Source organism: Xanthomonas sp. NCPPB 3570 (assembly GCF_056725115.1).
Map to the genome: position 1 here is coordinate 725,142 of NZ_CM161513.1, position 25,249 is coordinate 750,390.

The 25,249-nt window shown below is 71.1% G+C and carries 19 protein-coding genes and 1 pseudogene; 11 read left to right on the plus strand and 9 right to left on the minus strand.

What is annotated here, in order from left to right; translation table 11 throughout:
- Window positions 1–32: 32 nt before the first annotated feature.
- On the minus strand, window positions 33–1,832 hold the full coding sequence (gene rho / locus AC1PLR_RS03195) for a transcription termination factor Rho (RefSeq protein ID WP_481102649.1): 1,800 nt from the start codon (window positions 1,830–1,832) through the stop codon (window positions 33–35).
- A gap of 241 nt (window positions 1,833–2,073) precedes the next feature.
- Window positions 2,074–2,415 carry a thioredoxin TrxA gene (gene trxA, locus AC1PLR_RS03200; protein WP_010341563.1) on the minus strand — a complete coding sequence of 114 codons (342 nt, stop codon included), beginning with the start codon at window positions 2,413–2,415 and terminating at the stop codon, window positions 2,074–2,076.
- Between the two features lie 202 nt (window positions 2,416–2,617).
- Here trxA and rhlB point away from each other — a divergent pair, with 202 nt between their 5' ends.
- From rhlB to rpoH, 6 genes are all read left to right on the plus strand, one after another.
- A complete protein-coding gene (rhlB, locus tag AC1PLR_RS03205; protein ID WP_481102650.1) occupies window positions 2,618–4,375 on the plus strand; it encodes an ATP-dependent RNA helicase RhlB in 1,758 nt (585 codons plus the stop codon).
- A 73-nt stretch (window positions 4,376–4,448) separates the two neighbouring features.
- A complete protein-coding gene (ftsE, locus tag AC1PLR_RS03210) occupies window positions 4,449–5,135 on the plus strand; it encodes a cell division ATP-binding protein FtsE (protein WP_017909423.1) in 687 nt (228 codons plus the stop codon).
- Entirely contained in the window at window positions 5,132–6,076 is a 945-nt protein-coding gene (gene ftsX, locus AC1PLR_RS03215) for a permease-like cell division protein FtsX (protein WP_017909424.1), read from the plus strand. Before ftsE ends, ftsX begins: the two co-directional genes overlap by 4 nt.
- A 7-nt stretch (window positions 6,077–6,083) precedes the next feature.
- Complete coding sequence (locus tag AC1PLR_RS03220; RefSeq protein WP_019800711.1) at window positions 6,084–6,926, plus strand: response regulator; 843 nt, start codon at window positions 6,084–6,086, stop codon at window positions 6,924–6,926.
- Window positions 6,927–6,951: 25 nt separating this feature from the next.
- A complete protein-coding gene (gene ung, locus AC1PLR_RS03225; RefSeq protein WP_010343180.1) occupies window positions 6,952–7,683 on the plus strand; it encodes a uracil-DNA glycosylase in 732 nt (243 codons plus the stop codon).
- 219 nt (window positions 7,684–7,902) lie between these two features.
- The gene (rpoH, locus tag AC1PLR_RS03230; protein ID WP_029562116.1) at window positions 7,903–8,781 is read left to right on the plus strand and encodes an RNA polymerase sigma factor RpoH; all 879 of its coding nucleotides are present in this window, start codon (window positions 7,903–7,905) and stop codon (window positions 8,779–8,781) included.
- 113 nt (window positions 8,782–8,894) lie between these two features.
- Here rpoH and AC1PLR_RS03235 read toward each other — a convergent pair whose 3' ends face one another.
- Entirely contained in the window at window positions 8,895–9,512 is a 618-nt protein-coding gene (locus tag AC1PLR_RS03235) for a trimeric intracellular cation channel family protein (protein ID WP_019801572.1), read from the minus strand.
- A gap of 58 nt (window positions 9,513–9,570) precedes the next feature.
- Window positions 9,571–10,875, minus strand: a complete 1,305-nt coding sequence (locus tag AC1PLR_RS03240; protein WP_481102651.1) for an NAD(P)/FAD-dependent oxidoreductase — start codon at window positions 10,873–10,875, stop codon at window positions 9,571–9,573.
- Window positions 10,876–11,067: 192 nt separating this feature from the next.
- Between AC1PLR_RS03240 and AC1PLR_RS03245 the strand changes: the two genes are divergently transcribed.
- Window positions 11,068–12,801, plus strand: coding sequence for a VanW family protein (locus tag AC1PLR_RS03245; protein WP_481102652.1), 1,734 nt, complete (start codon window positions 11,068–11,070; stop codon window positions 12,799–12,801).
- A gap of 291 nt (window positions 12,802–13,092) precedes the next feature.
- Here the strand turns inward: AC1PLR_RS03245 and AC1PLR_RS03250 are convergent, their stop codons facing one another.
- Entirely contained in the window at window positions 13,093–15,282 is a 2,190-nt protein-coding gene (locus AC1PLR_RS03250; RefSeq protein ID WP_481102653.1) for a primosomal protein N', read from the minus strand.
- A gap of 696 nt (window positions 15,283–15,978) precedes the next feature.
- Between AC1PLR_RS03250 and AC1PLR_RS03255 the strand changes: the two are divergent.
- From AC1PLR_RS03255 to sppA, 3 genes and pseudogenes are all read left to right on the plus strand, one after another.
- Window positions 15,979–16,938, plus strand: a pseudogene (locus tag AC1PLR_RS03255) (hypothetical protein); the annotation flags it as partial.
- A 615-nt stretch (window positions 16,939–17,553) separates the two neighbouring features.
- Complete coding sequence (locus AC1PLR_RS03260) at window positions 17,554–18,924, plus strand: MATE family efflux transporter (protein WP_481102654.1); 1,371 nt, start codon at window positions 17,554–17,556, stop codon at window positions 18,922–18,924.
- Between the two features lie 76 nt (window positions 18,925–19,000).
- A complete protein-coding gene (gene sppA, locus AC1PLR_RS03265) occupies window positions 19,001–20,899 on the plus strand; it encodes a signal peptide peptidase SppA (protein WP_420008881.1) in 1,899 nt (632 codons plus the stop codon).
- Between the two features lie 82 nt (window positions 20,900–20,981).
- Here the strand turns inward: sppA and AC1PLR_RS03270 are convergent, their stop codons facing one another.
- A complete protein-coding gene (locus AC1PLR_RS03270; RefSeq protein WP_481102655.1) occupies window positions 20,982–21,209 on the minus strand; it encodes a hypothetical protein in 228 nt (75 codons plus the stop codon).
- Window positions 21,210–21,275: 66 nt separating this feature from the next.
- Between AC1PLR_RS03270 and AC1PLR_RS03275 the strand changes: the two genes are divergently transcribed.
- Window positions 21,276–22,049, plus strand: coding sequence for an SDR family oxidoreductase (locus AC1PLR_RS03275; protein ID WP_481102656.1), 774 nt, complete (start codon window positions 21,276–21,278; stop codon window positions 22,047–22,049).
- A 247-nt stretch (window positions 22,050–22,296) separates the two neighbouring features.
- Here the strand turns inward: AC1PLR_RS03275 and AC1PLR_RS03280 are convergent, their stop codons facing one another.
- The 3 genes from AC1PLR_RS03280 to tsaC form a co-directional block, all read right to left on the minus strand.
- The gene (locus AC1PLR_RS03280; RefSeq protein WP_481102657.1) at window positions 22,297–22,947 is read right to left on the minus strand and encodes a DUF4124 domain-containing protein; all 651 of its coding nucleotides are present in this window, start codon (window positions 22,945–22,947) and stop codon (window positions 22,297–22,299) included.
- Window positions 22,947–23,678 (minus strand): DUF4124 domain-containing protein, encoded by a 732-nt coding sequence (locus tag AC1PLR_RS03285; RefSeq protein WP_481102658.1) that lies wholly within the window; start codon window positions 23,676–23,678, stop codon window positions 22,947–22,949. The genes AC1PLR_RS03280 and AC1PLR_RS03285 overlap by 1 nt, the downstream gene beginning before the upstream one ends.
- 826 nt (window positions 23,679–24,504) lie before the next feature.
- The gene (gene tsaC / locus AC1PLR_RS03290) at window positions 24,505–25,065 is read right to left on the minus strand and encodes an L-threonylcarbamoyladenylate synthase type 1 TsaC (RefSeq protein ID WP_371183805.1); all 561 of its coding nucleotides are present in this window, start codon (window positions 25,063–25,065) and stop codon (window positions 24,505–24,507) included.
- Between the last annotated feature and the right edge of the window lie 184 nt (window positions 25,066–25,249).

Here is a 25,249-nt window from a genome sequence, read left to right on the forward strand (position 1 = left end):
AGCGGGGCGTTGCGGTCGAACCGGCGCTGGACTCAGCGCTTCATCGAACCGAAGAACTCGTCGTTGGACTTGGTGTTCTTCATCTTGTCCAGCAGGAATTCCATCGCCGCGATCTCGTCCATCGGATGCAGCAGCTTGCGCAGGATCCAGATCTTCTGCAGCAGTTCCGGCTCGATCAGCAGGTCTTCGCGACGGGTGCCGGAGCGGTTGATGTCGATGGCCGGGTACACGCGCTTCTCGGCGATACGGCGGTTCAGGTGCACTTCGCTGTTGCCGGTGCCCTTGAACTCTTCGTAGATCACCTCGTCCATCTTGCTGCCGGTCTCGACCAGCGCGGTGGCGATGATGGTCAGCGAGCCGCCTTCCTCGACGTTGCGCGCCGCGCCGAAGAAGCGCTTCGGGCGGTGCAGGGCGTTGGCGTCAACGCCGCCGCTGAGCACCTTGCCGGAGGACGGCACCACGTTGTTGTAGGCGCGGGCCAGGCGGGTGATCGAGTCGAGCAGGATCACCACGTCCTTCTTGTGTTCGACCAGGCGCTTGGCGCGTTCGATCACCATTTCGGCGACCTGCACGTGGCGCGCGGCCGGCTCGTCGAAGGTCGAGGAGATGACCTCGCCGCGCACGGTGCGCTGCATTTCGGTCACTTCTTCCGGGCGCTCGTCGATCAGCAGCACGATCAGGTGCACGTCCGGGTGGTTGGTGGTGATCGCCGTGGCCACCTGCTGCATCAGCATGGTCTTGCCGGCCTTGGGCGGCGACACGATCAGCGCGCGCTGACCCTTGCCCTGCGGCGCCATCAGATCGAGGATGCGGCCGGAGATGTCTTCCGAGGAACCGTTGCCGCGCTCCAGGGTGAAGCGCTTGCGCGGGAACAGCGCGGTCAGGTTCTCGAACAGGACCTTGTTCTTGCTCGCTTCCAGCGGCTCGCCGTTGATGGTGTCGACGATCGACAGCGCGAAGTAGCGCTCGCCGTCCTTCGGGAAGCGGATGCGGCCGGACAGGTGGTCGCCGGTACGCAGGTTGAAGCGGCGGATCTGGCTGGGCGAGATGTAGGTGTCGTCCGGACCGGCCAGGTAGCTGGCCTCGGCCGCACGCAGGAAGCCGAAGCCGTCCGGCAGGATTTCCAGCACGCCGTCGGCGGCGACGCCTTCGCCGTGGCGGGTCAGCACCTTCAGCAGGGCGAAGATCACGTCCTGCTTGCGCGCGCGGGCCACGCCGTCCTGGATGTTGAGCTGCTCGGCGATGTCCAGCAGCTTCTGCGCCGGCATCTTCTTCAGATCGCTCAGCGAGTAGATCGGGAAGCCTTCCGGCACGCTGGCGTGCGGGCGCGGCACGAACGGCTCGTTGCCGCCGTTGTCGCTGGGCAGGCCGTTGTCCTGGAAGCGGTCGCCGCCGCGCTGGTTGCGGTCGCGGTCGCGGCGATTGCGGAAGCGATCGCGGCGGTTGCCCTGCTGGTTGTTCTGGTTGTTCTGGTTCTGATTGTTGAAGCGGTTGTTGTTGCCGCCGTCGCGCGGCTCACGGCCTTCGCGCGGCTCGCCGCCTTCGGACGCCTGGCCGCCGCCCTGATGGGCCGGCGCGTCGCCGCCGCCGTGGTTCTGGCCGCCGCTGGCGGCCGGGGCTGGGGCCGACTCCGGGGCCGCGGCGCGCGGCGCCTCGGTCTGGACGGGCGCAGGCGCGGGCGCGGGATTCAGCGGCAGGGTCGGCTGTGCCGGCGCGCCGTGCTCGGCGGCGCCTTCTGCGCCGCTCGCGGCCTTGCTGACGCGCGGCTTGCGCACGCGCTTCTCGGCGGGGGCGTCGGCGCTCCCGGGTTCGGACATGGTGTGATCGGACAAGTGGTGTTCCTCGCTAAGAGTGCGAGCGCCCAGCGTGGGGGCATACGGGGTTGGGAGGAGGTCTGGGAGAGAATCTTCCAGAGGGGGTGCGGTGTGCGAATGCCACCGGATGCATCGACACTATCACCGCCACGCAGGCACGGCAAGCAGGCGTTTGCGGGCGATTCAGCCGCCGGCGATGCAGCGCCGGCGGGACTGCCGCGGCGCCGCTCCGGTTGCGGAGCGGTGCCGGCAGCGGGCGTCAGGCGGCGCTGCTGCCCAGGGTCTTGTCGATCATCTGGGTCAGCTGGCCCTTGCCGACTGCGCCGATCTGGGTGGCCTGGATCTGGCCGTTCTTGAACAGCAGCAGCATCGGGATCGAGCGGACGTGGTACTTGATCGCGGTGGCGCGGTTCTCGTCCACGTTGACCTTGGCGACCTTGAGGCGGCCGTCGTAGGCGTCGGCGAGGTCATCCAGCACCGGCGCGATCATCTTGCACGGGCCGCACCACTCGGCCCAGAAGTCCACCAGGACCGGCTCGTCGGACTGCAGCACCGTGGCATCGAAATCGGCGTCGCCGACGTAAAGGACCTTGTCGCTCACTTTGGGGGTTCTCCTGGGCCAATGCGACTGGCCGGACCGGGTGGCCGCCGCATTGCGGTAAACTGGGGCATTGCGCGGCGATCTCAAGGGATTCCCCCTGTCGCGCGACCCGGCATGGAAGACGCCAGTGTGCGACGCTGCCGGGACCGATGCAAGCCGCGACCTTACGCTTCGGGCGGGGTGGCCTCACGAAGATGGAATGATGAGCGACAAACCGCTGACCGATGTGACTTTTTCCGCGTTCGACCTGCATCCTGCGCTGCTCGCAGGCCTCGAAAGCGCCGGCTTCACCCGCTGCACCCCGATCCAGGCGCTGACCCTGCCGGTGGCCCTTCCGGGCCGCGACGTGGCCGGCCAGGCCCAGACCGGCACCGGCAAGACCCTGGCGTTCCTGGTGGCGGTGATGAACCGCCTGCTCAGCCGTCCGGCGCTGGCCGACCGCAAGCCGGAGGATCCGCGCGCGCTGATCCTGGCCCCGACCCGCGAACTGGCGATCCAGATCCACAAGGACGCGGTCAAGTTCGGCTCCGAACTGGGCCTGCGCTTCGCCCTGGTCTACGGCGGCGTGGACTACGACAAGCAGCGCGAACTGTTGCAGCAGGGCGTGGACGTGATCATCGCCACCCCCGGCCGGCTGATCGACTACGTCAAGCAGCACAAGGTGGTGTCGCTGCACGCCTGCGAGATTTGCGTGCTCGACGAAGCCGACCGCATGTTCGACCTGGGCTTCATCAAGGACATCCGCTTCCTGCTGCGGCGCATGCCCGAGCGCGGCACCCGCCAGACCCTGCTGTTCTCGGCCACCCTCAGCCACCGCGTGCTGGAGCTGGCCTACGAGCACATGAACGAGCCGGAAAAGCTCGTGGTCGAGACCGAGAGCATCACCGCCGCGCGCGTGCGCCAGCGCATCTACTTCCCCTCCGACGAGGAGAAGCTGACCCTGCTGCTGGGCCTGCTCTCGCGCAGCGAGGGCGCGCGGACCATGGTGTTCGTCAACACCAAGGCCTTCGTCGAGCGCGTGGCGCGTTCGCTGGAGCGCAACGGCTACCGGGTCGGCGTGCTGTCCGGCGACGTGCCGCAGAAGAAGCGCGAGACCCTGCTCAACCGCTTCCAGAAGGGCCAGCTGGAGATCCTGGTGGCCACCGACGTGGCCGCGCGCGGCCTGCACATCGACGGGGTCAAGTACGTCTACAACTACGACCTGCCGTTCGACGCCGAGGACTACGTGCACCGCATCGGCCGCACCGCGCGGCTGGGCGAGGAGGGCGACGCGATCAGCTTCGCCTGCGAGCGCTACGCGATGAGCCTGCCGGACATCGAGGCCTACATCGAACAGAAGATCCCGGTCGAGCCGGTCACCGCCGAGCTGCTGGTGGCGCTGCCGCGCACCCCGCGCGCGCCGGTGGAGGGCGAGGCCGCCGAGGCCGAGGGTGACGAGAGCATCGGCGAGATCTTCCGCGAGGCCCGCGCACAGCGCGAGGCCGACGAGCAGCGTCGCGGCGGCGGTCGCGGCAAGCCCGGCGGCGGTCGCAGCGGCCCGGGCGGCCGTGGCGAGTCGCGCAGCGCCGACGGCAAGCCGCGGCGTCCGCGCACGCCGCGTCCGGCCGATGCCACCGCCGCTGCGGCCGACGGCACTGCGCCGGCCGTAGCGGCGCCGGCGCCTGCTCCCAAGCCGCCGCGTGCTGCGCCGGCCGAGGGCGCAGCGCCCGCGGTCGAGGGCGAGCGTCCGCCGCGCAAGCGCCGTCGCCGTCGCGGCGGGCGCCCGCTGGAAGGTGCCGAGGGTGCACCGGCCGGCAACGGCAGCGCCGCGCCGGCGACCGCGGCCCCGGCCAAGCCGGTGCAGGTCGTGGCCACCCCGGTCAAGGCTGCGCGCCAGGCCGAGCGTGGTGCGGCGGCGAAGAACGATTCGTTCCTGACCCGCCTGGGCCGCAAGCTGCGCTCGCTGGTGTCCAGCTCCTGAGCCGGACCGGCCGTCCGCCGCGCGCGACGCGCGCGGTGGACGAACACCCCAGCCGCTCCGGCATAATCGCCGGATGAGCGTTCTGCGGTTCGACAATGTCAGCAAACAGTACGCCGGCGGCCACGCGGCGCTGGTGGACGTCAGCTTCGAGGTCGAGGAGGGCGAGATGCTGTTCGTCACCGGCCATTCCGGTGCCGGCAAGAGCACCCTGCTCAAGCTGATCCACCTGAGCGAGCGGCCCTCGCGCGGCGCCGTGCTGTTCGGCGAGCGCAACCTGCTGAAGGTGCGCGGCCGCCGCGTGCCGCTGCACCGGCGTGAGGTCGGCGCGGTCTACCAGGACCACCGTCTGCTCACCGACCGCAGCATCGCCGAGAACGTCGCGCTGCCGCTGATCCTGCGCGGCACCCGTCGCGCCGAGATCGGCAAGCGCGTGCGCTCGGTCCTCGAGCGCATGGGCCTGGGCCACCGCGAGAAGGCGCTGCCCTCGCAGCTGTCGGCCGGCGAGCAGCAGCGCGTCGGCATCGCCCGGGCGATGGTCGGCGAACCGCGGCTGCTGGTCGCCGACGAACCCACCGGCAATCTCGACCCGACCCTGGCCGCGGAAATCATGCAGTTGTTCGCCGAACTGCCGGCCCGCGGCACCAGCGTGCTGGTGGTCAGCCACGACCTGGCCCTGCTCAAGCAGATGCGCAAGCGCGTGCTGATCCTGGACCACGGCCGCCTGATCGACGACATCTCGCCGCAGGACCTGGCCGAATGAGCGCGCGCAACGCCGGCGCCGCGGCGCCCTCGCGGCTGGGCGTGTGGTGGGATCACCACCTGCACAGCATCGTCTACAGCCTCGGCCGCGCCATGCGCAAGCCGTGGGCGACGCTGCTGACCATGGCGGTGATGGCGCTGGCGCTGACCCTGCCGCTGGGTCTGTCGATCGCCCTGGACAACCTCAAGCAGTTCGCCGGCAGCGTGCAGCAGTCGCGCGACATCAACGTGTTCCTGAAGACCGACGTCGACGCCGCCGCGGCGCAGGCGCTGGCGCAGACCCTGCGCGGCCGTGGCGACGTGGCCGCGGTGACGCTGCGTACCCCCGCCGAGGGCATGGCCGAACTGCGCGACAGCGCCGGCCTGGGCGAAGCGCTGGACGCGCTGCAGGACAACCCGCTGCCGACGCTGCTGATCGTCACCCCGGCCGCGGCCGACGACACCCCGCTGGCGACGGCGCTGACCGCGCTGCCGCAGGCCGACCTGGTTCAGCACGACGCGCTGTGGCGCAAGCGCCTGGACGGCTGGCTGCATTTCGGCGAACGCCTGGTGCAGGTGCTGTCGCTGCTGCTCGGCGCCGGTGCAGTGCTGGTGGTCGGCAACACCGTGCGCCTGGACATCCAGTCGCGGCGCGAGGAGATCGGCGTGCTGCAGTTGCTCGGCGCCAGCGACGGCTTCATCCGTCGTCCGTTCCTGTACCTGGGCGCCTGGTACGGTTTCGGCGCCGGGGTGCTGGCGCTGGGCCTGCTCGCCGCCTCCGGCATGGCCCTGGGCCAGCCGCTGGCGGCGCTGGCCGACAGCTACGGCAGCCACTTCGTGCTGCACGGGCTGGACGCGCTGCACGCCGGCTTCGTGCTGCTGGGTACCCTGCTGCTGGGTTGGCTCGGCGCCTGGCTGGTGACCGGCCACTTTCTGCGCCAGACGCGGCCCACCGACACCTGAGGCGCACATGGCCGGGCATGAGCTCAAGCATCTGATCAGCGCCGCCCCCCGGGTGATGGTGGTCGATGGCTCGAAGCTGGTGCGCAAGCTGATCGCCGACGTGCTGCATCGCGAACTGCCCGACGTGACCGTGGTCGGCTGCGCCAGCATCGCCGAGGCGCGCGCGGCGCTGGAGGCCGGCCCGGTCGACCTGGTCACCACCTCGCTGGGGCTGCCCGACGGCGACGGCCTGACCCTGGCCCGCAGCGTGCGCGAAGCCGCCGGCCAGGCCTATGTGCCGGTGATCGTGGTCTCCGGCGACGCCCAGCAGCACCTGGTCGAGCGCCGTTTCACCGAGTACGTCACCGACTACTTCGACAAGGCGCTCGGCCACGAGGCGTTGGCCACCTTCATCCGCGGCTACGTGCAGCCGCAGCCGGTGGCCGGCGCCACCGTGCTCTATGTCGAGGACAGCCGGGTGGTGGCCGAGGCGACCAAGCGCATGCTCGAGCGCCAGCAACTGCACGTGGTGCACGTGCTCAGCGCCGAGGACGCATTCGCGCTGCTCACCGCCGAGTCGCTGGGTCGCACCACCCGCCGCATCGACCTGGTGCTGACCGACGTCACCTTGAAGGGCGAGCTCAACGGTCGGGATGTGGTCCAGCGCATCCGCGTCGACTTCGCCTACGGCAAGCGGCGCATGCCGGTGCTGGTGATGACCGGCGACAGCAACCCGCATACCCAGTCCGAGCTGCTGCGCGCCGGTGCCAACGACCTGGTGCAGAAGCCGATCGAAGAGCGCCTGCTGGTCACCAAGGTGCTGTTCCAGTTGCGCCTGGCCCGGCTCGACGAGATCGCCGTGAGCTTTTGACCCCGATGTTCCGAACCTGGAAACGATGAGCAACAACGAAGACGAAAGCCGGATCCAGCTGGAGCCGTCATGGAAGGCGCAGGTCGGCGACTGGTTGCTGCGCCCGGAGATGCGCGAACTGGCCACGTTCCTGCGCCAGCGCAAGGCCGCCGGCGCGCGGGTGTTCCCGCCGGGGCGGCAGATCTTCGCCGCCTTCGACGCCACCCCGTTCGAAAAGGTGGAGGTGGTGATCCTCGGCCAGGACCCCTACCATGGCTACGGCCAGGCGCACGGGCTGTGCTTCTCGGTGCTGCCAGGGGTGCCGGTGCCGCCGTCGCTGCTGAACATCTATAAAGAGATCGAGGACGACCTGGGCATCCGCCGGCCGGACCACGGCTGCCTGCTGCCGTGGGCGCAGCGCGGCGTGCTGCTGCTCAACGCGGTGCTGACGGTAGAGGAGGGCCGCGCCGGCGCCCATCAGGGCAAGGGTTGGGAGGGCTTCACCGACCACGTTGTCGAGACCCTCAACCGCGAGCGCGAGGGCCTGGTGTTCCTACTCTGGGGCAGCTATGCCCAGGCCAAGGGCAAGGTCATCGATACCCGCCGCCACCGCGTGCTGAAGGCCCCGCACCCCTCGCCGCTGTCGGCGCACCGCGGCTTCCTCGGCTGCAAGCATTTCTCCGCGGCCAACGAGTACTTGAAGCGCCGGGGCGCCGCCCCCATCGACTGGAGTCTGCCGCCGCGCGCGGAGCTGGAAGCGGCGTTGCGCGGCGCCTGAACCCCGGTTGGACAGGGCGCGGCGTCCACCGCATGTGGACGTCGTTTTCGCGAACTGGATGGTAGTTTGGTGGTCAGAAGATGGAAGCCGCGATGCTTCCGTATTGTTTCAGTGGCTTGTGCTGCAGTGTCATTCCTGATTCATATGTTGCATAAACAGAACACAGGAACTTTTTACTGTACCCAGCAGTCCAATTAGTAGACTGCTAAGATGAGCCCTATGAGCCAGACTCTTACTTCCAACGCTTTGGTTGCCAACAACCTCCCGATTCCCAGTCCGCTCGGTTCGCTGGATGCCTACATCGGCGCCGTGCATCAGATCCCGGTGCTGACGTCCGACGAGGAACGCGCACTGGCGGTGCGGTACCGCGACCAGGAAGACCTGGATGCGGCCCGCGAACTGGTCCATTCCCACCTGCGTTTCGTGGTCCACGTGGCTCGTGGCTACAACGGCTACGGTCTGCCGCTGGGCGACCTGATCCAGGAAGGCAACATCGGCCTGATGAAGGCGGTCAAGCGCTTCGACCCTGACATGGGCGTGCGCCTGGTCAGCTTCGCGGTGCACTGGATCCGCGCCGAGATGCACGAATACATCCTGAAGAACTGGCGCATCGTCAAGGTCGCCACGACCAAGGCGCAGCGCAAGCTGTTCTTCAACCTGCGCAAGTCCAAGACCCGCCTGGGCTGGATGAACGCGGCCGAGGTCACCGCCGTGGCCAAGGACCTGAACGTGTCCGAGCGCGAGGTGATGGAGATGGAGTCGCGCCTGTCCGGTCGCGACATCGGCTTCGATGCGCCGTCCGATGAGGACGATGACCACGCGCCGCCGTCGCCGGCCGCGTACCTGATGGCCAACGAGGAAGATCCTTCGCAGGCCTACGAGCGCGCCGACAGCGAGGATAACCAGCTGCAGCTGCTGCGCGAAGGCCTGGCGGAACTGGATGCGCGTTCGCGCGACATCATCAAGCGCCGCTGGCTGGATGCCGACAGCAAGATCACCCTGCAGGAGCTGGCCGACGAGTACGGCGTGTCGGCCGAGCGCATCCGCCAGATCGAGGCGAACGCGCTGAAGAAGATGAAGGCGCTGTTCGTCGCCTGAGTCGCCTGCGGCGATTGCTTGCAACGCGCGAAAGGGCCCGGCATCGCCGGGCCTTTTCTGTTTGTGCCTGGGCTGTCTCGGGGATCGGCGACTGCCGGCGCGCACGCGATCGGCTACGACTCCGGCGGCCGCGCCACCGGCAGGTGCCAGCCGTAGCGGATCGCCATGAAGCGCAGGCCGAAGCACAGCACCGCGCCCACTGCCAGGCCCCAGGGCTGCGGCAGGTGCAGCACCTGCGCTGCGGCGACCACGCCGCCGCCGAGCAGGGCCGCCACCGCGTACAGCTCGGCCTGCAGCACCACCGGCGTGCGCGCCACCAGCAGGTCGCGGACGATGCCGCCGCCGATGCCGCTGAGCATGCCCAGCAGGGTCGCGCTGAGCGGGCCCAGGCCGAACGCCAGCGCCTTGCTGGTGCCGTAGACCGCGAACAGCGCCAGGCCCATCGCATCGAAGATCTGCACCGGATTGCGCAGGCGCTCGACCGTGTGGTGGCGGTAGAAGGCCAGCAGCCCGGCCAGGCAGGCGACACCGAGATAGCGCACGTCGGCCAGCGCTGCCGGCGGGGTGGCGCCGATCAGCACGTCGCGGGCGATGCCGCCGGAGACCGCGGCCGCGCACGACAGCACCAGCACGCCGAACAGGTCCAGGCGATGGCGCACGCCGACGGTGGCGCCGCTGATCGCGAACACGAAGGTGCCCAGCAGGTCGAGCAGGAACAGGAAGGTCGCCAAGACGGGCACTGCGCTGCAGCAAAAAGGCCGGCTAGGATCGCAGCCCGGCCCTGCAGTGTCACCTGTCCTTGGGTGGCGCGGCCTGTGCCTGCGTTGCCTCGGCTGCGGGCGGGTCGCCGAGGATGATCCGCGCAGCACGCTGGTAGCTCCAGTACGCCCAGGCCCAGTTGAGCAGCACCACCACGCGGTTGCGGAAGCCGATCAGGAAGAACACGTGCGCGGCCAGCCAGAACCACCAGGCCAGCACGCCGGAGAGCTGCAGCCGGCCCAGGTGCACGATCGCGGCCATGCGCCCGATGGTGGCCAGGTTGCCGTAGTCGGCGTAGCGGAACGGCACGCTGGCGGTGTCGCCGCGCAGCCGCCGGCGCAGGGTGTCGGCGACGTGCCGGCCCATCTGCTTGGCGGCCGGCGCCACCCCGGGGACCGGGCGGCCGTCGGCCTGCTGCACCGCGGCCAGGTCGCCGGCGACGAACAGTTCCGGATGGCCCGGCACGCTCAGGTCCGGCTGCACCTGCACGCGGCCGCTGCGGTCCAGCGGCGTCTGCAGTGTCTTCGCCAGCGGCGAGGCGGCCACGCCGGCGGCCCAGACCACGGTGCGCGCCGGCACGAAGGTGCTGCCAAGGCGATAGCCGCTGGCGTCGATGTCGGCGACCGGCACGCCGGTCAGCACTTCCACGCCGAGCTTTTCCAACTGCTTCTGCGCCTTGGCCGAGAGGTGCTCGGGGAAGGAGGACAGCACCCGAGGGCCGGCCTCGATCAGCCGCACCCGCGCCTCGGCCGGGTCGATGCGGCGGAATTCGTGCTTCAGCGTGTGCCGCGCGATCTCGGCCAGGGTGCCGGCCAGTTCGACGCCGGTGGGGCCGCCGCCGACGATGGCGAAGCTGAGCCAGGCCGCGCGCGCGGCGGGGTCGGTTTCCGCTTCAGCGCGCTCGAATGCCAGCAGCAGGTGCCGGCGCAACTGCAGCGCGTCGTCCAGGGTCTTCAGGCCCGGCGCGTGCGCCGCCCAGTCGTCGTGGCCGAAATAGGCGTGGGTGGCGCCGGTGGCGACCAGCAGGTAGTCGTAGGCCAGCGTCTGGCCGTCGGCCAGGCGCACCTGCCGCGTCTGCTTGTCGATGTCGACGACCTCGCCCAGGCGCACTTCGACGTTGTCCTGGTGGCGCAGGATCTGCCGCAGCGGCGCGGCGATGTCCGGCGCCGACAGGCCGGCGGTGGCGACCTGGTACAGCAGCGGCTGGAACAGGTGGTGGTTGCGGCGGTCGATCAGGGTGATGCGCAGCGGCGTCCTGGCCAGGGCGCGGGTGGCCCACAAGCCGGCGAATCCGCCGCCGATCACGATCAGGTGCGGCACGCGTGTGTCGTCCATGCAGGACTCCAGGAGGGGGAGGGGAAAGGGGGCGTCCGGTGTCGGCGCGAAGGTCGTGGGCGCGCGTGGCGCACCGATCCACGGAAACGCGCGCGGCCAGTGGGGCGCTGCGCGATCGTCGAGGGCCGGACCTGCATGCTCGTATAGTAGCGCGATGCCAAGCGCGGTCAGCGACAGGGAGGACGCACGGTCATGCCAGCGACAGTGAAGCCGCGCGCGTCGGCGCCGCCACAGGCGCCACTGCCGTCGCGCTGGCGCAGCCTGCTGTTCAGGGCCAAGACCCGCGCGCTGCAACTGCGCCGCGCGCTGCACGATCTGCGCGACGGTCCGCGCCGGCATCGCCGCGACGCCGGCCTGGCGATCGCCGACGGCAGCTGTGCCGAATCGGTCACCGCGCTGTGGCCCGACAGCGAGGAGACCGCACCGCAGCTGGTGGCCGGCAAGATCCACAACCTGCGCCTGGCCGCGCGTGCGCTGCACGGCGTGGAGGTGCCGGCCGGGGCCACCTTCAGCTTCTGGCGCCAGCTCGGTCGTGCCACCCGCCGCCGCGGCTTCGTCGCCGGCCGCGAACTGCGCGAGGGCTGCCTGGTGCCGTCGATCGGTGGCGGCCTGTGCCAGGTGTCCAATGCGATCTACGACGCGGCGCTGCGGCAGGGCCTGGAGATCGTCGAGCGGCACCGCCACACCCAGGTGATTGCCGGTTCCCTGGCCGAGCGCGACCGCGACGCAGTGGTGTTCTGGAACTACGTGGACCTGCGCCTGCGCGCCGCCGCGCCGTGGCGGCTGGAGGTATGGCTGGATGGCGAGGCGCTGCACGTGCGCATCCGCGGCGGCGCTGCGACGCCGGCGGCATTGCCGTTGCCGCCGCTGCAGCGCCGCACCGCGCCCGCCGGCGTCGATGCCGCCAACGACTGCACCCGCTGCGGCCGCAGCGCCTGCCATCGGCATGTGGCGGCGGTGCCGGAGGGCTTGCACCGCACCTGGCTGGTCGACGAGGACTGGCCGGAATTCGCCGAAGACCGCCGGCGCCGGCAGCAGCCGGGCGATCGGGTGCTGGCATTGCCGCGGCACAGCGTCGTGGCAGTGTGCGCGGCGTTGTTGCGGCGCTGGTGGCTGTGGCGTGGGATGCCGTTGCCGCAGGCGCGCCAGCGCGCGCAGCGCATCCGCCTGCGGGCGCTGCGGCAGCGCCTGGGCGCGCGCGACGTCGACCTGGTGGTGCCGCAGAGCCTGTTGCCGGACCTGTGGCTGGCCGGCGAGCTGCAGGGTCGGCGCTGGGACGTGTGCATGACCGCCTTGCCGATGCACCTGCTGCAGGCGCGCCTGGACGTGGCCGCGCAGCGGCATCGGCACAGTCCCACCTTGCGCGATTTCCGCGCAGATCCGGCGCTGGTCGAGGCCGAGCGTGCGGCGCTGGCGCAGGCGCGGCACTGGATCACCCCGCACCGCGAATTGCTGGCGCTGGCCGGCAGCCGTGGCCTCGCGCTGCAATGGCAACGGCCGGCGCTCCCGGCGGTCGCGGCGAAGCAGGCGGTCATCACTGAGGACGCTGCGCCGCGGGTGCTGCTGGCGGCCTCGGCATTGGCACGCAAGGGCGCCTACGAACTGCGCGAGGCGATGCGTGATTTGCCGCTGGTGGTGCTGCTGCCGCCCGGTGCGCAGGAGACGCCGGACTTCTGGAACGGCATCGCGATACAGCGGGTCGCGTCGATGGCCGAAGGCGTGCACGCAGCCTCCCTGGTGCTGCTGCCGGCCTGGATCGAACAGCAGCCGCGTGGGCTGCTGCTGGCCATGGCGCTGGGCAAGCCGGTGATCGCCACCGCCGCCTGCGGCCTGTCTCCGGATGCTGGCGCGTGGCGCTGCGTGGAGGCCGGGGACAGCACGGCATTGCGCGCGCAAGTGGTCGACGCATTGGGGCTGGTGGACTGAGCGAAACGCATGGCGTCAGGGCCGCCGTCTGCTTTGCCACGGCGATCGGATGCGCGTTCGTCTGGAGCTTTAGAGCGGAACTGCTTGTCGACACGCGCCATTGCCGCGTAGGAGCGGCTTCAGCCGCGATGAGCCATTACCGGTAATGCCCGTCGCGGCTGAAGCCGCTCCTACGGAAGCGGATTGCGTAAAATCGGATCGCGCATTGGATTGCGTTGATCCGCGGCTTCATCCATGCGGGTGACGCGTGCCGGTGCTCTAGCGCTGTATTGCTGGGAATGCGCCGTCGCCTCAGTACAGATCCTGCGGATCCACATCCAGGGACCAGCGCACCCGCCGGGCCTGCGGCAGCGCGTGGATCGCCGGCACCGCTGCGTCCAGCACGGCATGCAGCGCGCGCCGCGTGTTCGCCGACAGCAGCAACTGGGTGCGCTGGAACCCGGCGCGGCGCGGCATCGGTGCCGGCATCGGGCCGAAGCGCTGCACCTCGTCCTGCACCGGCAGCAGCGCGCGCACGGCGGCGAGGAAGGCGTTGGCGTGTTCGACCTGCTTGGCCTCGGCGCGCAGCAGCGCCAGGTGCGCGAACGGGGGGAAGCCGGCGGCCTCGCGCTGCTCCAGTTCCGCCACGGCGAAGGCGTGGTAGCCGCCGTGCACCAGGGTCTGCAGCAGCGGATGCCCGGGGTGGTGGGTCTGCAGCCAGACCTCGCCCGGCCGTGCGGCGCGGCCGGCGCGGCCGGCGACCTGGATCAACTGCTGCGCCAGCTTCTCGCTGGCACGGAAATCGGCCGAGAACAGGCCTTCGTCGATGCCGACCACCACCACCCGGCTCAATTGCGGCAGGTCGTGGCCCTTGGCCAGGATCTGCGTGCCGACCAGGATGCCGGGCGCAGTGCCGAGCGTGGCCAACTGCGTCTCCAGCGCGTCGCGGCGTTGGGTGGTGCTGCGGTCGATGCGCAGCACCGGCACGCCCGGGAATGCCTGCACCAGGCGTTCCTCCAGGCGTTCGGTGCCGATGCCCTGCGGCTGCAGCGCCAGGCTGCCGCAATCCGGGCAGGCCAGCGGCGCCGGCTGGCGCGCGCCGCAGTGGTGGCATTGCAGGCGCCGGCCGCCGGCATGCACGGTCATCGGCGTGGCGTGCAGCGGGGTGCTGCAGCGCTGGCACGGCGCGGTCCAGCCGCAGTCGTGGCACAGCAGCACCGGCGCGTAGCCGCGGCGGTTCTTGAACACCAGCACCTGGCCGCCTTCGGCCAGTGCCGTGCCGATCCCGGCCAACACCTCCGGCGACAGCCCGTCCTGCAGCGGGCGCTTGCGCACGTCGAGCACGCGCACCGTCGGCGGCCTGGCGTCACCGGCGCGGCGGGTCAGGCGCAGATGCGCGTAGCGGCCGCCGGTGGCGTTGTGCAGGCTCTCCAGCGACGGCGTGGCGCTGCCCAGCAGCACCGGCACGTCCAGCGCCTTGCCGCGGACGAGGGCGAAATCGCGGGCGTGGTAGCGGATGCCGTCCTGCTGCTTGTAGCTGCCGTCGTGTTCCTCGTCGACCACGATCAATCCGGCCTGCGGCAGCGGCACGAACACCGCCGAGCGTGTGCCGACCACCACCTGCGCCTCGCCACGCCAGGCGGCGGCCCAGACCCGCGCGCGCTCGTTGTCGTTGAGCCCGGAATGCAACGCATGCACCGGCACGCCGAGGCGGGCACGGAAGCGCGCCAGGGTCTGCGGGGTCAGGCCGATCTCCGGCACCAGCACCAGCGCTTGGCGGCCGCGCGCCAGGCAGGCGGCGATCGCCTGCAGGTAGACCTCGGTCTTGCCGCTGCCGGTGACGCCATCGAGCAGGAACGGGGCGAAGCCGGCGGCGCCGACCACCGCGTCGATGGCCGCCTGCTGCTCGGCGTTGGGCACCGGCCCGGGCTGCGGCTGCGGCGCCGCGGCGCTGGCCGGCACGGCGATGCGTTCGGCGTGGCCGCGCTTGGCCAGCGCGCGGGCAGCGCTGCGCCAGTCGTCCATCGCCTGGTCCAGCCGGTCCTCGTCCACGGCGCCGTCGGCCAGCAGCGCGGCGAAGCGGTGCGGGCGGGTGCCGGCGCGGGCGCGGTGGCTGGCGCCGGCCTCGGTCAGGCGCCAGGCCCAGGCGTGGGTGTCGGGCAGCGGTTCGCCGCGGCGCAGCGGCACCGGCAGGGCGGTCGCCAGCACCTCGCCCAGCGGCGCGTGGCTGTAGCGCGCCAGCCAGCGCAGCGACTCGGCCAGTTCGCCGTGCAGCAGCGGCGCCGGGTCCAGCCACGCCAGTGCCGCGCGCAGGCCATCGGCGTCCTCGACCTGGCCGATCGCCGCGACCACCCCGCTCAGTTCGCGATTGCCGAACGGCACCTGCACCCGGCGGCCGACGTCGGCGTCGGCGACCGCGCCGCCGGGCGGCGGCAGGTAGTCGAACAACTGCGGCAAGGGGACGGGCAGGGCGACGCGGAGCGTGGCGACGGGGGAGGGCATCCACCTAGTCTAGGGCGTGTCACCGATCCCCGAGTACGCCGCGTTGGGTCTGGCAGGCGCGCTGCCGGCGTTGCGTGGCGCAGCGCCTGACTGGCCGTCAGGTCAAGCCGCGCAACGCCGGCAGCGCGCCTGCCAGACCCAACCCGAAGGGCCGCGGTTGCGCACGCCCGTGGCCGCGTCATCGCTCGGGCGGGGACGGACGTCCACTTCCTCGCTCTTCCTTGCCACAGGCACGCGCAACCGCGGCGCGGCATGCTCGGGGATTGGCGACACGCCCTAGCGGCCGTGGCAAGTGGCTTCCGGGCGCCAGGAGTTGCGCGCGATTGCTGCCCGCAAAGTGATAAACCGGTCGTAAATAGCCGCCGCGCTTGGAGAAACGAATTTATCCACATCTGCTGTGGATAAAGCTGTGCATGACGGGCATGCTCCACGCCGTGAAGACGGACTCACAAGCCTCTGCCACGAGTTGGACAAAAAAGCGCCAATCGCATTTATTCTTTTAAGAACAACAACTTGGCCGTGAAACACAGATGCAACATGGTTTCGCGGGGGCTTGACAAGACATGTCGCAGGCAATTCCAGGCGCTGTGCACAACCCGCCGTCGCGGTGGCCGCGGATGAGCCGATCGCGGCGCTTCTGTCAAGCGCGCGATGCGGCTGCCGCCTCGCTATCATCGCGCCGATGATGGAGTTCCGATGACCGCCACGTCCCCTTCCGACGGCGTGGCCGCACCGCCCGCCCTGGCCGCGTTCCTGCGCGGGATCGAACGCCGCGCCGCGGTCCTGGCCGACCTGCAGAGCGGCCGTCCCGAGCGTGGCCTGCCCGCCCTGGCGGCCGCGATGCGGGCCTTCCGCAGCCACGCCGCGTCGCTGCCGATGGCCGACTGGCCGCTGCGGTTCTGGAAGCTGCTCGGCGCGGTGCCGACACTGCGCCAGGCCGATGCCGCCGAGGGCACCTGGCCGGCGCCGCTGGCCCATCTGCGCAGCCTGCAGCCGGCCGACCGCTTGGCGCTGCTGCTGCGCATCGTCGCCGGGCTGGACGAGCCGCTCGCCGCACAGGTGCTGCAGCTGTCCACCGAGGATTACCAGCAGGCGCTGGCGCGGGCCTGCCCGCGCGATGCCGCAGGCCGCCCGGATGCGGCAGGCTGGCGCGCGCTGGCCGATGCGGCGCAGCAGTGCCTGCGCGACCTGCCGCCGGCGCGGTTGCAGGCCCTGGCGCAGCTGCGCGATGCGGCGATCGCCGGCAGCACGGCGCCCGCTGCCGCGGCGGCGCCCGCGTCGGCACCTGCTGCGGCCGCCGCGCGCCCGCGCCGCCGTGGTGCGCGCCCGGCCCTGCGCACGCGCCTGGCCGGGGCGGTGATCGCCGTCGTGGTCCTGGCCCTGGTCGGCACCGTGTTCTGGGACCGCCTGCCCTGGCACCGTTCCCGTGCCGCGGCCGCGGCCGGCGGCAGCGACGCGAGCCTGGCACTGGGCGATACCGGCCCGGTGCAGGTGGAAGTGCTGCCGCCGGAGTCGGACACCGCCAGCGCGCCGCCGCTGCCGGCCGAGCCGCCGGCGCCGCTGCCGGAGCCGGCGATCTACGACCTGGACTTCTATGCGTGGTACGCGGCGGGTGCGCCGCCGCCGCGGATCGAGCGCAGCGCCCCCAGCGCCGCCGATCTGGCCGAGGCGGCCGAAAACCCGCCGGTCGCTGCGGTCGTCCCGGCCGGCGCGCCCGCCGCGGCGGCGGCCACGCCACCGGCGCTGACCCCAGCGCAGTTGCGCGCACGCCAGGCCGCCTGGGACGCGCTGCCGGCGGCGGCGCAGGCGCGGTTGCGCCAGGTCGCCACGGCCTTCGCCGGCCTGCCGATCGAGCAGCAGCACAGCCTGCACGCGCAGTTCGCCGAGATGGACGCACTGGAGCGCCACGGCTGGTTGCTCGGCCCGGAACTGGGCGCCGAGTTCTGGGCGCTGCAGCCGCTGCTGGGCTATGTGCCCGAGGCGCAGCGGCAAGCGCTGCTGGGCCTGCTGCGCAGCCTGCCGCCGGACCAGCGCGAGCATCTTGCGCTGCTGTCGCAACGCACTCCGCCGCAGGACCGCGCTGCCTTGCGCCGCGACCTGCTGGCGCAGAGTACCGACAGCCGTGGCGCCTGGCTGAAGCAGCGCGCCGCGCGCTGAGCCGCGCGCGGCAACGCAGTCATCCGCCGCAGCAGGTAGAATGCGCGGCCTCCGCCACCCGGTGTCCGGCGCTGTCTGCGCGGCCGCAGTCGGCGGGATCGCCAGAGTCTTGCAATGTTTTCGTCTTCCACCCCGGCCCCGGTCCGGGGCCGCGAACTGCGCACCACCGCGCAGCTCGCCCTGCCGCTGGTCCTGGGGCACGTCTCCACCGGCTTGATCAGCTTCATCGACAACGTGATCGCCGGCCACCACGGCACCCGCACGCTGGCCTCGGTGACGGTCGGCACCGCGCTGCTGTGGCTGCCGATGATGATCCCGATCGGCACCCTGATCGCCCTGACCGCGTCGGTGTCGCAGCTCGACGGCGGCAAGCGCCAGGCGCAGATCGGGCCGCTGTTCCGCCAGGCGCTGTGGCTGTCGCTGGGCCTGGGCCTGCTGATGTTCGCGTTCCTGAGCGTGATGCCGATGGCGCTGCCGCAACTGGGCATCGCCCCGGAGATCGTGCCCGGCGCGCGCGACTTCCTGCATGCGATCCGCTGGGGCGTGCCGGCGCTGGTCCTGTATTTCTGCATGCGCTACCTCAGCGAAGGCATGCACTGGACCCTGCCGACCATGCTGCTCGGCTTCGGCGGCCTGCTGTTGCTGGCCCCGCTCGGCTATGCGCTGACCTTCGGCCTGTGGGGCCTGCGCGAGCACGGTGCCGGCGGCCTGGGCATGGCCTCGGCGATCACGATGTGGGCGCAGGCGCTGTGTTTCGCGGTCTACCTGGCGCGGTCCAGGCGCTTCGCGCCGCTGCGCCTGTTCGCGCAGTTCGAGGCGCCGGATCCGCGCGCGATCGCCGGCTTGCTGAGGACCGGGCTGCCGATCGGCGTCACCATCCTGATGGAAGGCGGCCTGTTCATCGTCACCGCGCTGCTGATCGCGCGGCTCGGCGAGGTGCCGGCGGCGGCGCACCAGATCGCGATCAACGTGGCGCAGCTGTGCTTCATGGTGCCGATGGGCGTGGCCGAAGCGACCACGGTACGGGTCGGCCGCGCCGCCGGCGCGGGCGATGCGGTGGGCGTGCGCGGCGCGGCCTGGGCCGGCTATGCGATCGTACTCGGCACCCAGGCGCTGTCGGCGCTGGTGCTGCTGGTCGGCCACGACGCCATCGTCGGCATCTACACCAGCGACCTGGCGGTGGCGGCATTGGCCTCCACGTTGCTGCTGTACGCGGCCACCTTCCAGTTCCCCGACGGCGTGCAGGTGCTGTCGGCCGGGGCGCTGCGCGGCCTCAAGGACACCCGCGTGCCGATGCTGCTGGCCCTGTGTTCCTACTGGGGGCTGGGCATGCCGCTGGGCGCCGGCCTCGGCCTGTGGCTGGGCTGGGGACCGCAGGGCATGTGGATCGGCCTGATCCTGGGCCTGACCGCGGCCGCGGTGATGATGGGCGCGCGTTTCCGCTGGAGCAGCGCGCGGCTGTCGGGCGCCTCGGCGGCCCCCTGACTTCAGACGCATGTGCGGCGCCTGACGCAGCCGGTATGCTGCGCAGGCGCAAGACGCCTACCTTTCGGAGTTTTCCATGAACCAACCCGTGCGTCGCAGCCCCGTCGCCAACTTCTTCGTCGGCCTGTGGGATGTGATGAACTTCACCCGCCGGTTGATCTTCAACCTGGTGTTCTTCGGTTTCCTGTTGCTGATCCTGCTGGCGATGGTGTTCGCCATGGCGCGCGGCGACGGCGGCAAGGCGCTGCGCGACCGCACCACGCTGCTGATCGCGCCGGAAGGCAAGCTGGTCGAGCAGTTCAGCGCCGACCCGGTCAGCCGCGCGCTGGCCAAGGCGATGAACGACAAGGGCGCGCAGGAGATCCAGTTGCGCGACCTGGTGCGCGCGATCGAGGCGGCCAAGACCGATCCCAAGATCGAGCGCGTTGCATTGCGCCTGGACAAGTTGCAGCCCAGCGGCTTCGCCTCGATGCGCGAGGTGGAGAAGGCGCTGCAGGACCTGCGCGGCTCCGGCAAGCAGATCGTCGCCTACAGCGACAACCTGAACCAGTGGCAGTACCTGCTGGCCGCGCAGGCCAACGAGGTCTACCTGGACCCGATGGGCTCGATGACCCTGGAAGGCCTGGGCCGCTACCGCCAGTACTTCCGCGAGGGCCTGCAGGACAAGCTCGGCGTGGACGTGCACCTGTTCAAGGTCGGCGAATACAAGTCCGCCGCCGAGCCGTACGTGCTCGACGCGGCCTCGGCGGCATCCAAGGAAGCCGACCTGTTCTGGATGAACGATGTGTGGCAGCGCTACGTGGCCGACATCGCCAAGGCGCGCAAGCTGGCGCCTGAGCAGATCAACGCCGGCATCGACACCATGCCCGAGGGCGTGGCCGCCGCCGGTGGCGACCTGGCCAAGTTCGCCCTGCAGCAGAAGCTGGTGGACGGCCTGAAGACCCGCGAGGACGTCGAGCAGTTGCTGGCCAAGCGCGGCGTCGCCGACGACGATGCCGACACCGGCTACCGCAATGTCGACCTGGACGGCTACCTGCAGCAGCTGGACCTGCGCCGTTCGCCGGTGGATTCGCGGCCGCAGGTGGCGGTGGTGGTCGCCGCGGGCGAGATCAGCGGCGGCGAACAGCCGGCCGGCCGCATCGGCGGCGAGTCGACCGCGGCGCTGCTGCGCCAGGCGCGCGACGACGACGCGGTCAAGGCGGTGGTGCTGCGCGTGGATTCGCCCGGCGGCGAAGTGTTCGCCTCGGAGCAGATCCGCCGCGAGGTGGTGGCGCTGAAGGCCGCCGGCAAGCCGGTGGTGGTGTCGATGGGCGACCTGGCCGCGTCCGGCGGCTACTGGATCAGCATGAACGCCGATCGCATCTACGCCGATCCGTCGACGATCACCGGCTCGATCGGCATCTTCGGCATGATCCCCAACATCACCCGCACCCTGGACAAGATCGGCGTGCATACCGACGGCGTCGGCACCACCCGTTTCGCCGGCGCGTTCGACATGACCCGGCCGATGGATCCGGCGGTGGGCCAACTGATCCAGTCGGTGATCAACAAGGGCTATGCCGACTTCACCGGCAAGGTCGCGCAGGCGCGCGGCAAGTCGGTCGAGGCCATCGACCAGGTCGCGCGCGGCCGCGTGTGGAGCGGTGCGCAGGCCAAGGAGCGCGGGCTGGTGGACGCGTTCGGCGGCTTCAAGGACGCGGTGGCCGATGCCGCGGCGCGCGCCAAGCTGGGCGGCCCGGACAAGTACCGGGTGCGTTACGTGGAGAAGCCGGCCACGCCGTTCGCGCAGTTCGTCAGCGGGTTCGCCGGCAGCCGCCTGGGCGTGTGGATGCTGAGCGACTCGGCGCTGGGCCATGCGCTGCTGGCGCGCAGCATGCCGGAACTGGACACCCAACTGCGTTTCGTCAAGGACGCGGCCGACACCCGTCCGGGCGCACCGGTGAAGGCGCTGGCCTACTGCTTCTGCGGTCTGTAAGCCGGTCCCGCGCCGGCAGCGGCGCGCTCATGCGAGCGCGTCGCCTGCTTCCTGCAACGCCGGCCCCCGTGGCCGGCGTTGTTCATTGCGCGGTCGCGGCGTCCAGCGCGGCGTTCTGTGTGGACGCGGCGCGGTCGAGCGTGGCCTGGGTCTGCCTGGCGCGGTCCAGTGGCTGGGCGATGGCGCTGCGCAACGCGCTGGCCTTCGGCGGTGGCGGCGCATCGGGCGGTTGCGGCGGTGCCGGCTTGCATGCGGCCAGCAGTGCGAGCAGCGGCAATGCCAACGTCATCCTGCGCAGTGGTGCGGACATGGCGGCGACCTCCTCGAGGGTGGAGGTATCATCCTACGCCTCTCACGTGAGCACACAGGCACGCGCATGCAGCACCGTTGGCGGCTGGACGGACAGACCGCGCTCATCACTGGCGCCAGTGCCGGCATCGGCCTGGCGATCGCGCGCGAACTGCTCGGGTTCGGCGCCGACCTGCTGCTGGTGGCGCGCGATATCGACGCGCTGGAAGCGGTGCGCGATGAACTGCGCGAGGCCTTTCCCGAGCGCGAGATCCTGGCGCTGGCCGCCGACGTCGCCGACGACGAGGACCGCCGCGAGATCCTGGACTGGGTCGAGGATCATGCCGACGGCCTGCATCTGCTGATCAACAACGCCGGCGGCAACGTCAGCAAGCCCGCGGTGGACTACACCGAGGACGAGTGGCGGGGCATCTTCGAGACCAACCTGTTCTCCGCGTTCGAGCTGTCGCGCTACGCGCATCCGCTGCTTGCGCAGCACGCGGCCTCGGCGATCGTCAACGTCGGCAGCGTGTCCGGGCTGACCCACGTGCGCAGCGGCGCGCCCTACGGCATGACCAAGGCGGCCTTGCACCAGCTCACCCGCAACCTCGCCGCCGAATGGGCGGAGGACGGCATCCGGGTCAATGCGGTGGCGCCCTGGTACATCCGCACCCGCCGCACCTCCGGCCCATTGTCGGACCCGGACTACTACGAGCAGGTGATCGAGCGCACGCCGATGCGCCGCATCGGCGAACCGGAGGAAGTGGCGGCGGCGGTCGGCTTCCTGTGCCTGCCGGCGGCCAGCTACATCACCGGCGAATGCATTGCGGTGGACGGCGGGTTCTTGCGTTACGGGTTCTAGCGGCTGTGCGGCGGCTGCGTGCGCGCCGTGCGCCGGCCGAAAGCGCAGTGCAGGAGGCACCGGGCGTACGCCGTCGGGACTGAAGTCCCTCCCACAAAGGTGGGTGCGCGCTTACCGCGGTGGATCGGCTGCGGGGGTAATCCGTAGGGGCGGCTTCAGCCGCGACCGGGCTTTCCCGGTAACGTCCGGTCGCGGCTGAAGCCGCTCCTACGCAACCAGGCGCACACCCGCGCGCGAGCGAGACGGATTACGGCGCGGGCGGCTCTGCGCCGCAGTTGCTGGCCTCGAGCAGGTGCTGGCGGCGTTCGAACTCCGCGTGCAGCGCTTCGGCATGCTCGGGCACGGCGAAGCGCCAGTGCGTCTCGGCTTCGGCCACGTAATTCTTCCAGGCATCGCACAGCTGCTCGGCGGGCAGTGGCTGGCACTGGTCGCGCAGCACTTCGCAGGCGCTGCCACCGGCCTGGTTGGGGCCACCGTCCAGGTCCGTCGTGTGCAGCGGCACGCAACGCGGCGGCGGTTCGGCGGCCTCGCCGATGTAGGACGATTGCTCGCGGGTGGTACAGGTGTACAGCGATGGCGGTGGCAGCTTTGGAGGTGGTGGCGGTGGCGGTGCAGCCGCCGCGGTGTCGGCCGGGGCCGGCGCGTCCGCAGGCGTGGCATCGTTCGTAGCGCTCGCCGGGGGCGACGATGGCGCGGGCTTGGACGCGAGCGTGGTCGGCAGTGCGGCGCTGCTCACGCCCTGCATGATCTTCTTCTGCTGGCGCATGCCCTTGGGACAGGGCTGGTTCTGGATGGTCAGGTTGTCCTGCGCGTCGGTGCAGCGATAGAACACCACCGGTTCGGCGTGCGCCGCGCCGGCGCAGGCCAGCCACGCGGCCAGGCAGAGCGCACGGCGCATCAGGTGCCGCCGCAGTCGCGCGCCAGGCGTGCATCGATGCCGCGCTGTTCGGTTTCGAGCGCATGGCGCTCGCTCTGCAGGGCGCTGTTGTAGCGACGGATCAACTCCCAGCGGCGGTCGCTCAGGCGCGCGCAGACCTCCTGCTCGGGCAGCGCCGTGCAGGTATCGCGGATCAGGGTGCTGCCGGCCGGCACGATCACGCCGGCGCCGGCGGCCACTCCCGGCGGCGGTGGCCCTGGCGGGTATGGACGGCCGGGCGAGCGGCCATCGGGGCCGCGCCCGGACGGCCGCGCGTACGGGCCCTCGGCATAGCCATAGGCCCACAGCGGCACCCAGCGCGGATTGCCGGCGTTGTCGTCGCTGGTGTAGCGCGTGCCTTCCGGGGTCACGCACTCGTACATCGGCTGCGCCGGCTGCACGGTGACGATGCGCAGTTCGCGCTGCGGCAGCGGCGCCGGGGAGGCCTCGCCGCGCGCCGGATCGGTGCTGACGGTGGTGGTCGGGCGCGGCGGCGGATCGCGCGGGCGCTGCATGTCCAGCACCTGCTGCCGGCGCGCATTCTCGCAGGGCGCATTCTGCAGGCTGACCGCGCCGGAGGCAGCGATGCAGCGGTAGATGCGCACTGAGCCGGTGCTGCCTTCGCTGCTGACCGTCTGCGTCTGTTGCGCCCAGCCGACGCCGATCCAGGGCGACAGGCTCAGCAGCAGCAACGGGCGAAGAAAGCGGCGCATGCGCGCATCTTGCGCGCCTTGGGCGGCCAGGGAAAGGGCAGGCGAGCGGGGATTCAGGAGGCGATGGCACGGGTGGTGCGCAGCGGGGTCTTGTCGCGCATCGGGCAGGCCGCGGGTCGGCCAGCGCGCTTCCTGCAGCATTTCGCAGCTGCTGTAAGGGGCCGCCGGCCTCGGCCAGGGCGCGCTCGTGCAGTACTGGCGCGTTGCTCTGTCGCTGCGAGGCTTCGCCCGACCCTCATCCGGCCCTTCGGGCCACCTTCTCCCAATGGGAGAAGGGAACGGCTAGCCCCTCTCCCGTCGGGAGAGGGGTTTGGGGTGAGGGTCCGGCGCGAAGCGACTCGCGTAGTTTGAGTGCACGAGGCTGCGCCCGCACCCTCATCCGGCCCTTCGGGCCACCTTCTCCCATTGGGAGAAGGGAACGGCTAGCCCCTCTCCCGTCGGGAGAGGGGTTGGGGTGAGGGTCCGGCGCGAAGCGACTCGCGTAGTTTGAGTGCACGAGGCTGCGCCCGCACCCTCATCCGGCCCTTCGGGCCACCTTCTCCCAATGGGAGAAGGGAACAGCTAGCCCCTCTCCCGTCGGGAGAGGGGTTGGGGTGAGGGTCCGGCGCGAAGCGACTCGCGTAGTTTGAGTGCACCAGGCTTCGCCCGACCCTCATCCGGCCCTTCGGGCCACCTTCTCCCAATGGGAGAAGGGAACAGCTAGCCCCTCTCCCGTCGGGAGAGGGGTTGGGGTGAGGGTCCGGCGCGAAGTGCCCATGTGGCTCCATCGCGCCGTTGCCGCCAGACGCCGACACGGTGGACGACAGGCGTGCCGAAGAGCAGCGCCTCAGGCGCGCAGGATCTCGCCGCTGGCGGCGTCGCGGATCGGGGTCGGCTGGGCTAGGCCGCCGGTGTCGCCATCGAGCAGCCCATCGAGGTCGCGCAGCACCAGCGGGTCCAGCTCGCTGCGCTGTCGTGCCGGCGGCTCGCCGCCGCGGTTGGCGCTGGTCGAGACCAGGGCGCCGCCCCAGGCGCGGCACAGGGCGGCGACCAGCGGATGCGCGCTGATCCGCACGGCGATGCCCTGGTGCGCGCCGGTGACCCACGGCGGCGCGTGCGCGGCGGCGGGCAGGATCCAGGTGTGCGGTCCCGGCCAGCTGGCCAGCACCGCGGCCAGCCGGTCTGCTGGCAACGCGGACAGGTCCAGCAGCGGACGCAGCGGATCCAGTTCGGCGGCGACCACGATCAGGCCCTTGTCCACCGGCCGTTGCTTGATCCGCAGCAGGCGGGTCACGGCGGTCTCGTCGTGCGGATCGCAGCCCAGGCCCCACACGGCTTCGGTGGGGTAGGCGATCACGCCGCCCTGGCGCAGGACGGCGACGGCATGGCTCAGCGACAGGTCGGTCATGCGCGCATCATGCGGCACGTCCTCGTCTAAGGACAATGAGGGTCGGATGGGCGGGACTCGGGATTTTTCGCAAGTCTCCGGCCGTGCCGCCATTCTGTGGGAGAAGGGGCGGCCCGACACCTTGCCGATAACGCGTCGGGGCTGAAGCCCCTCCCACAGACAGCCGCGGTGTCGCGGTTCTTCA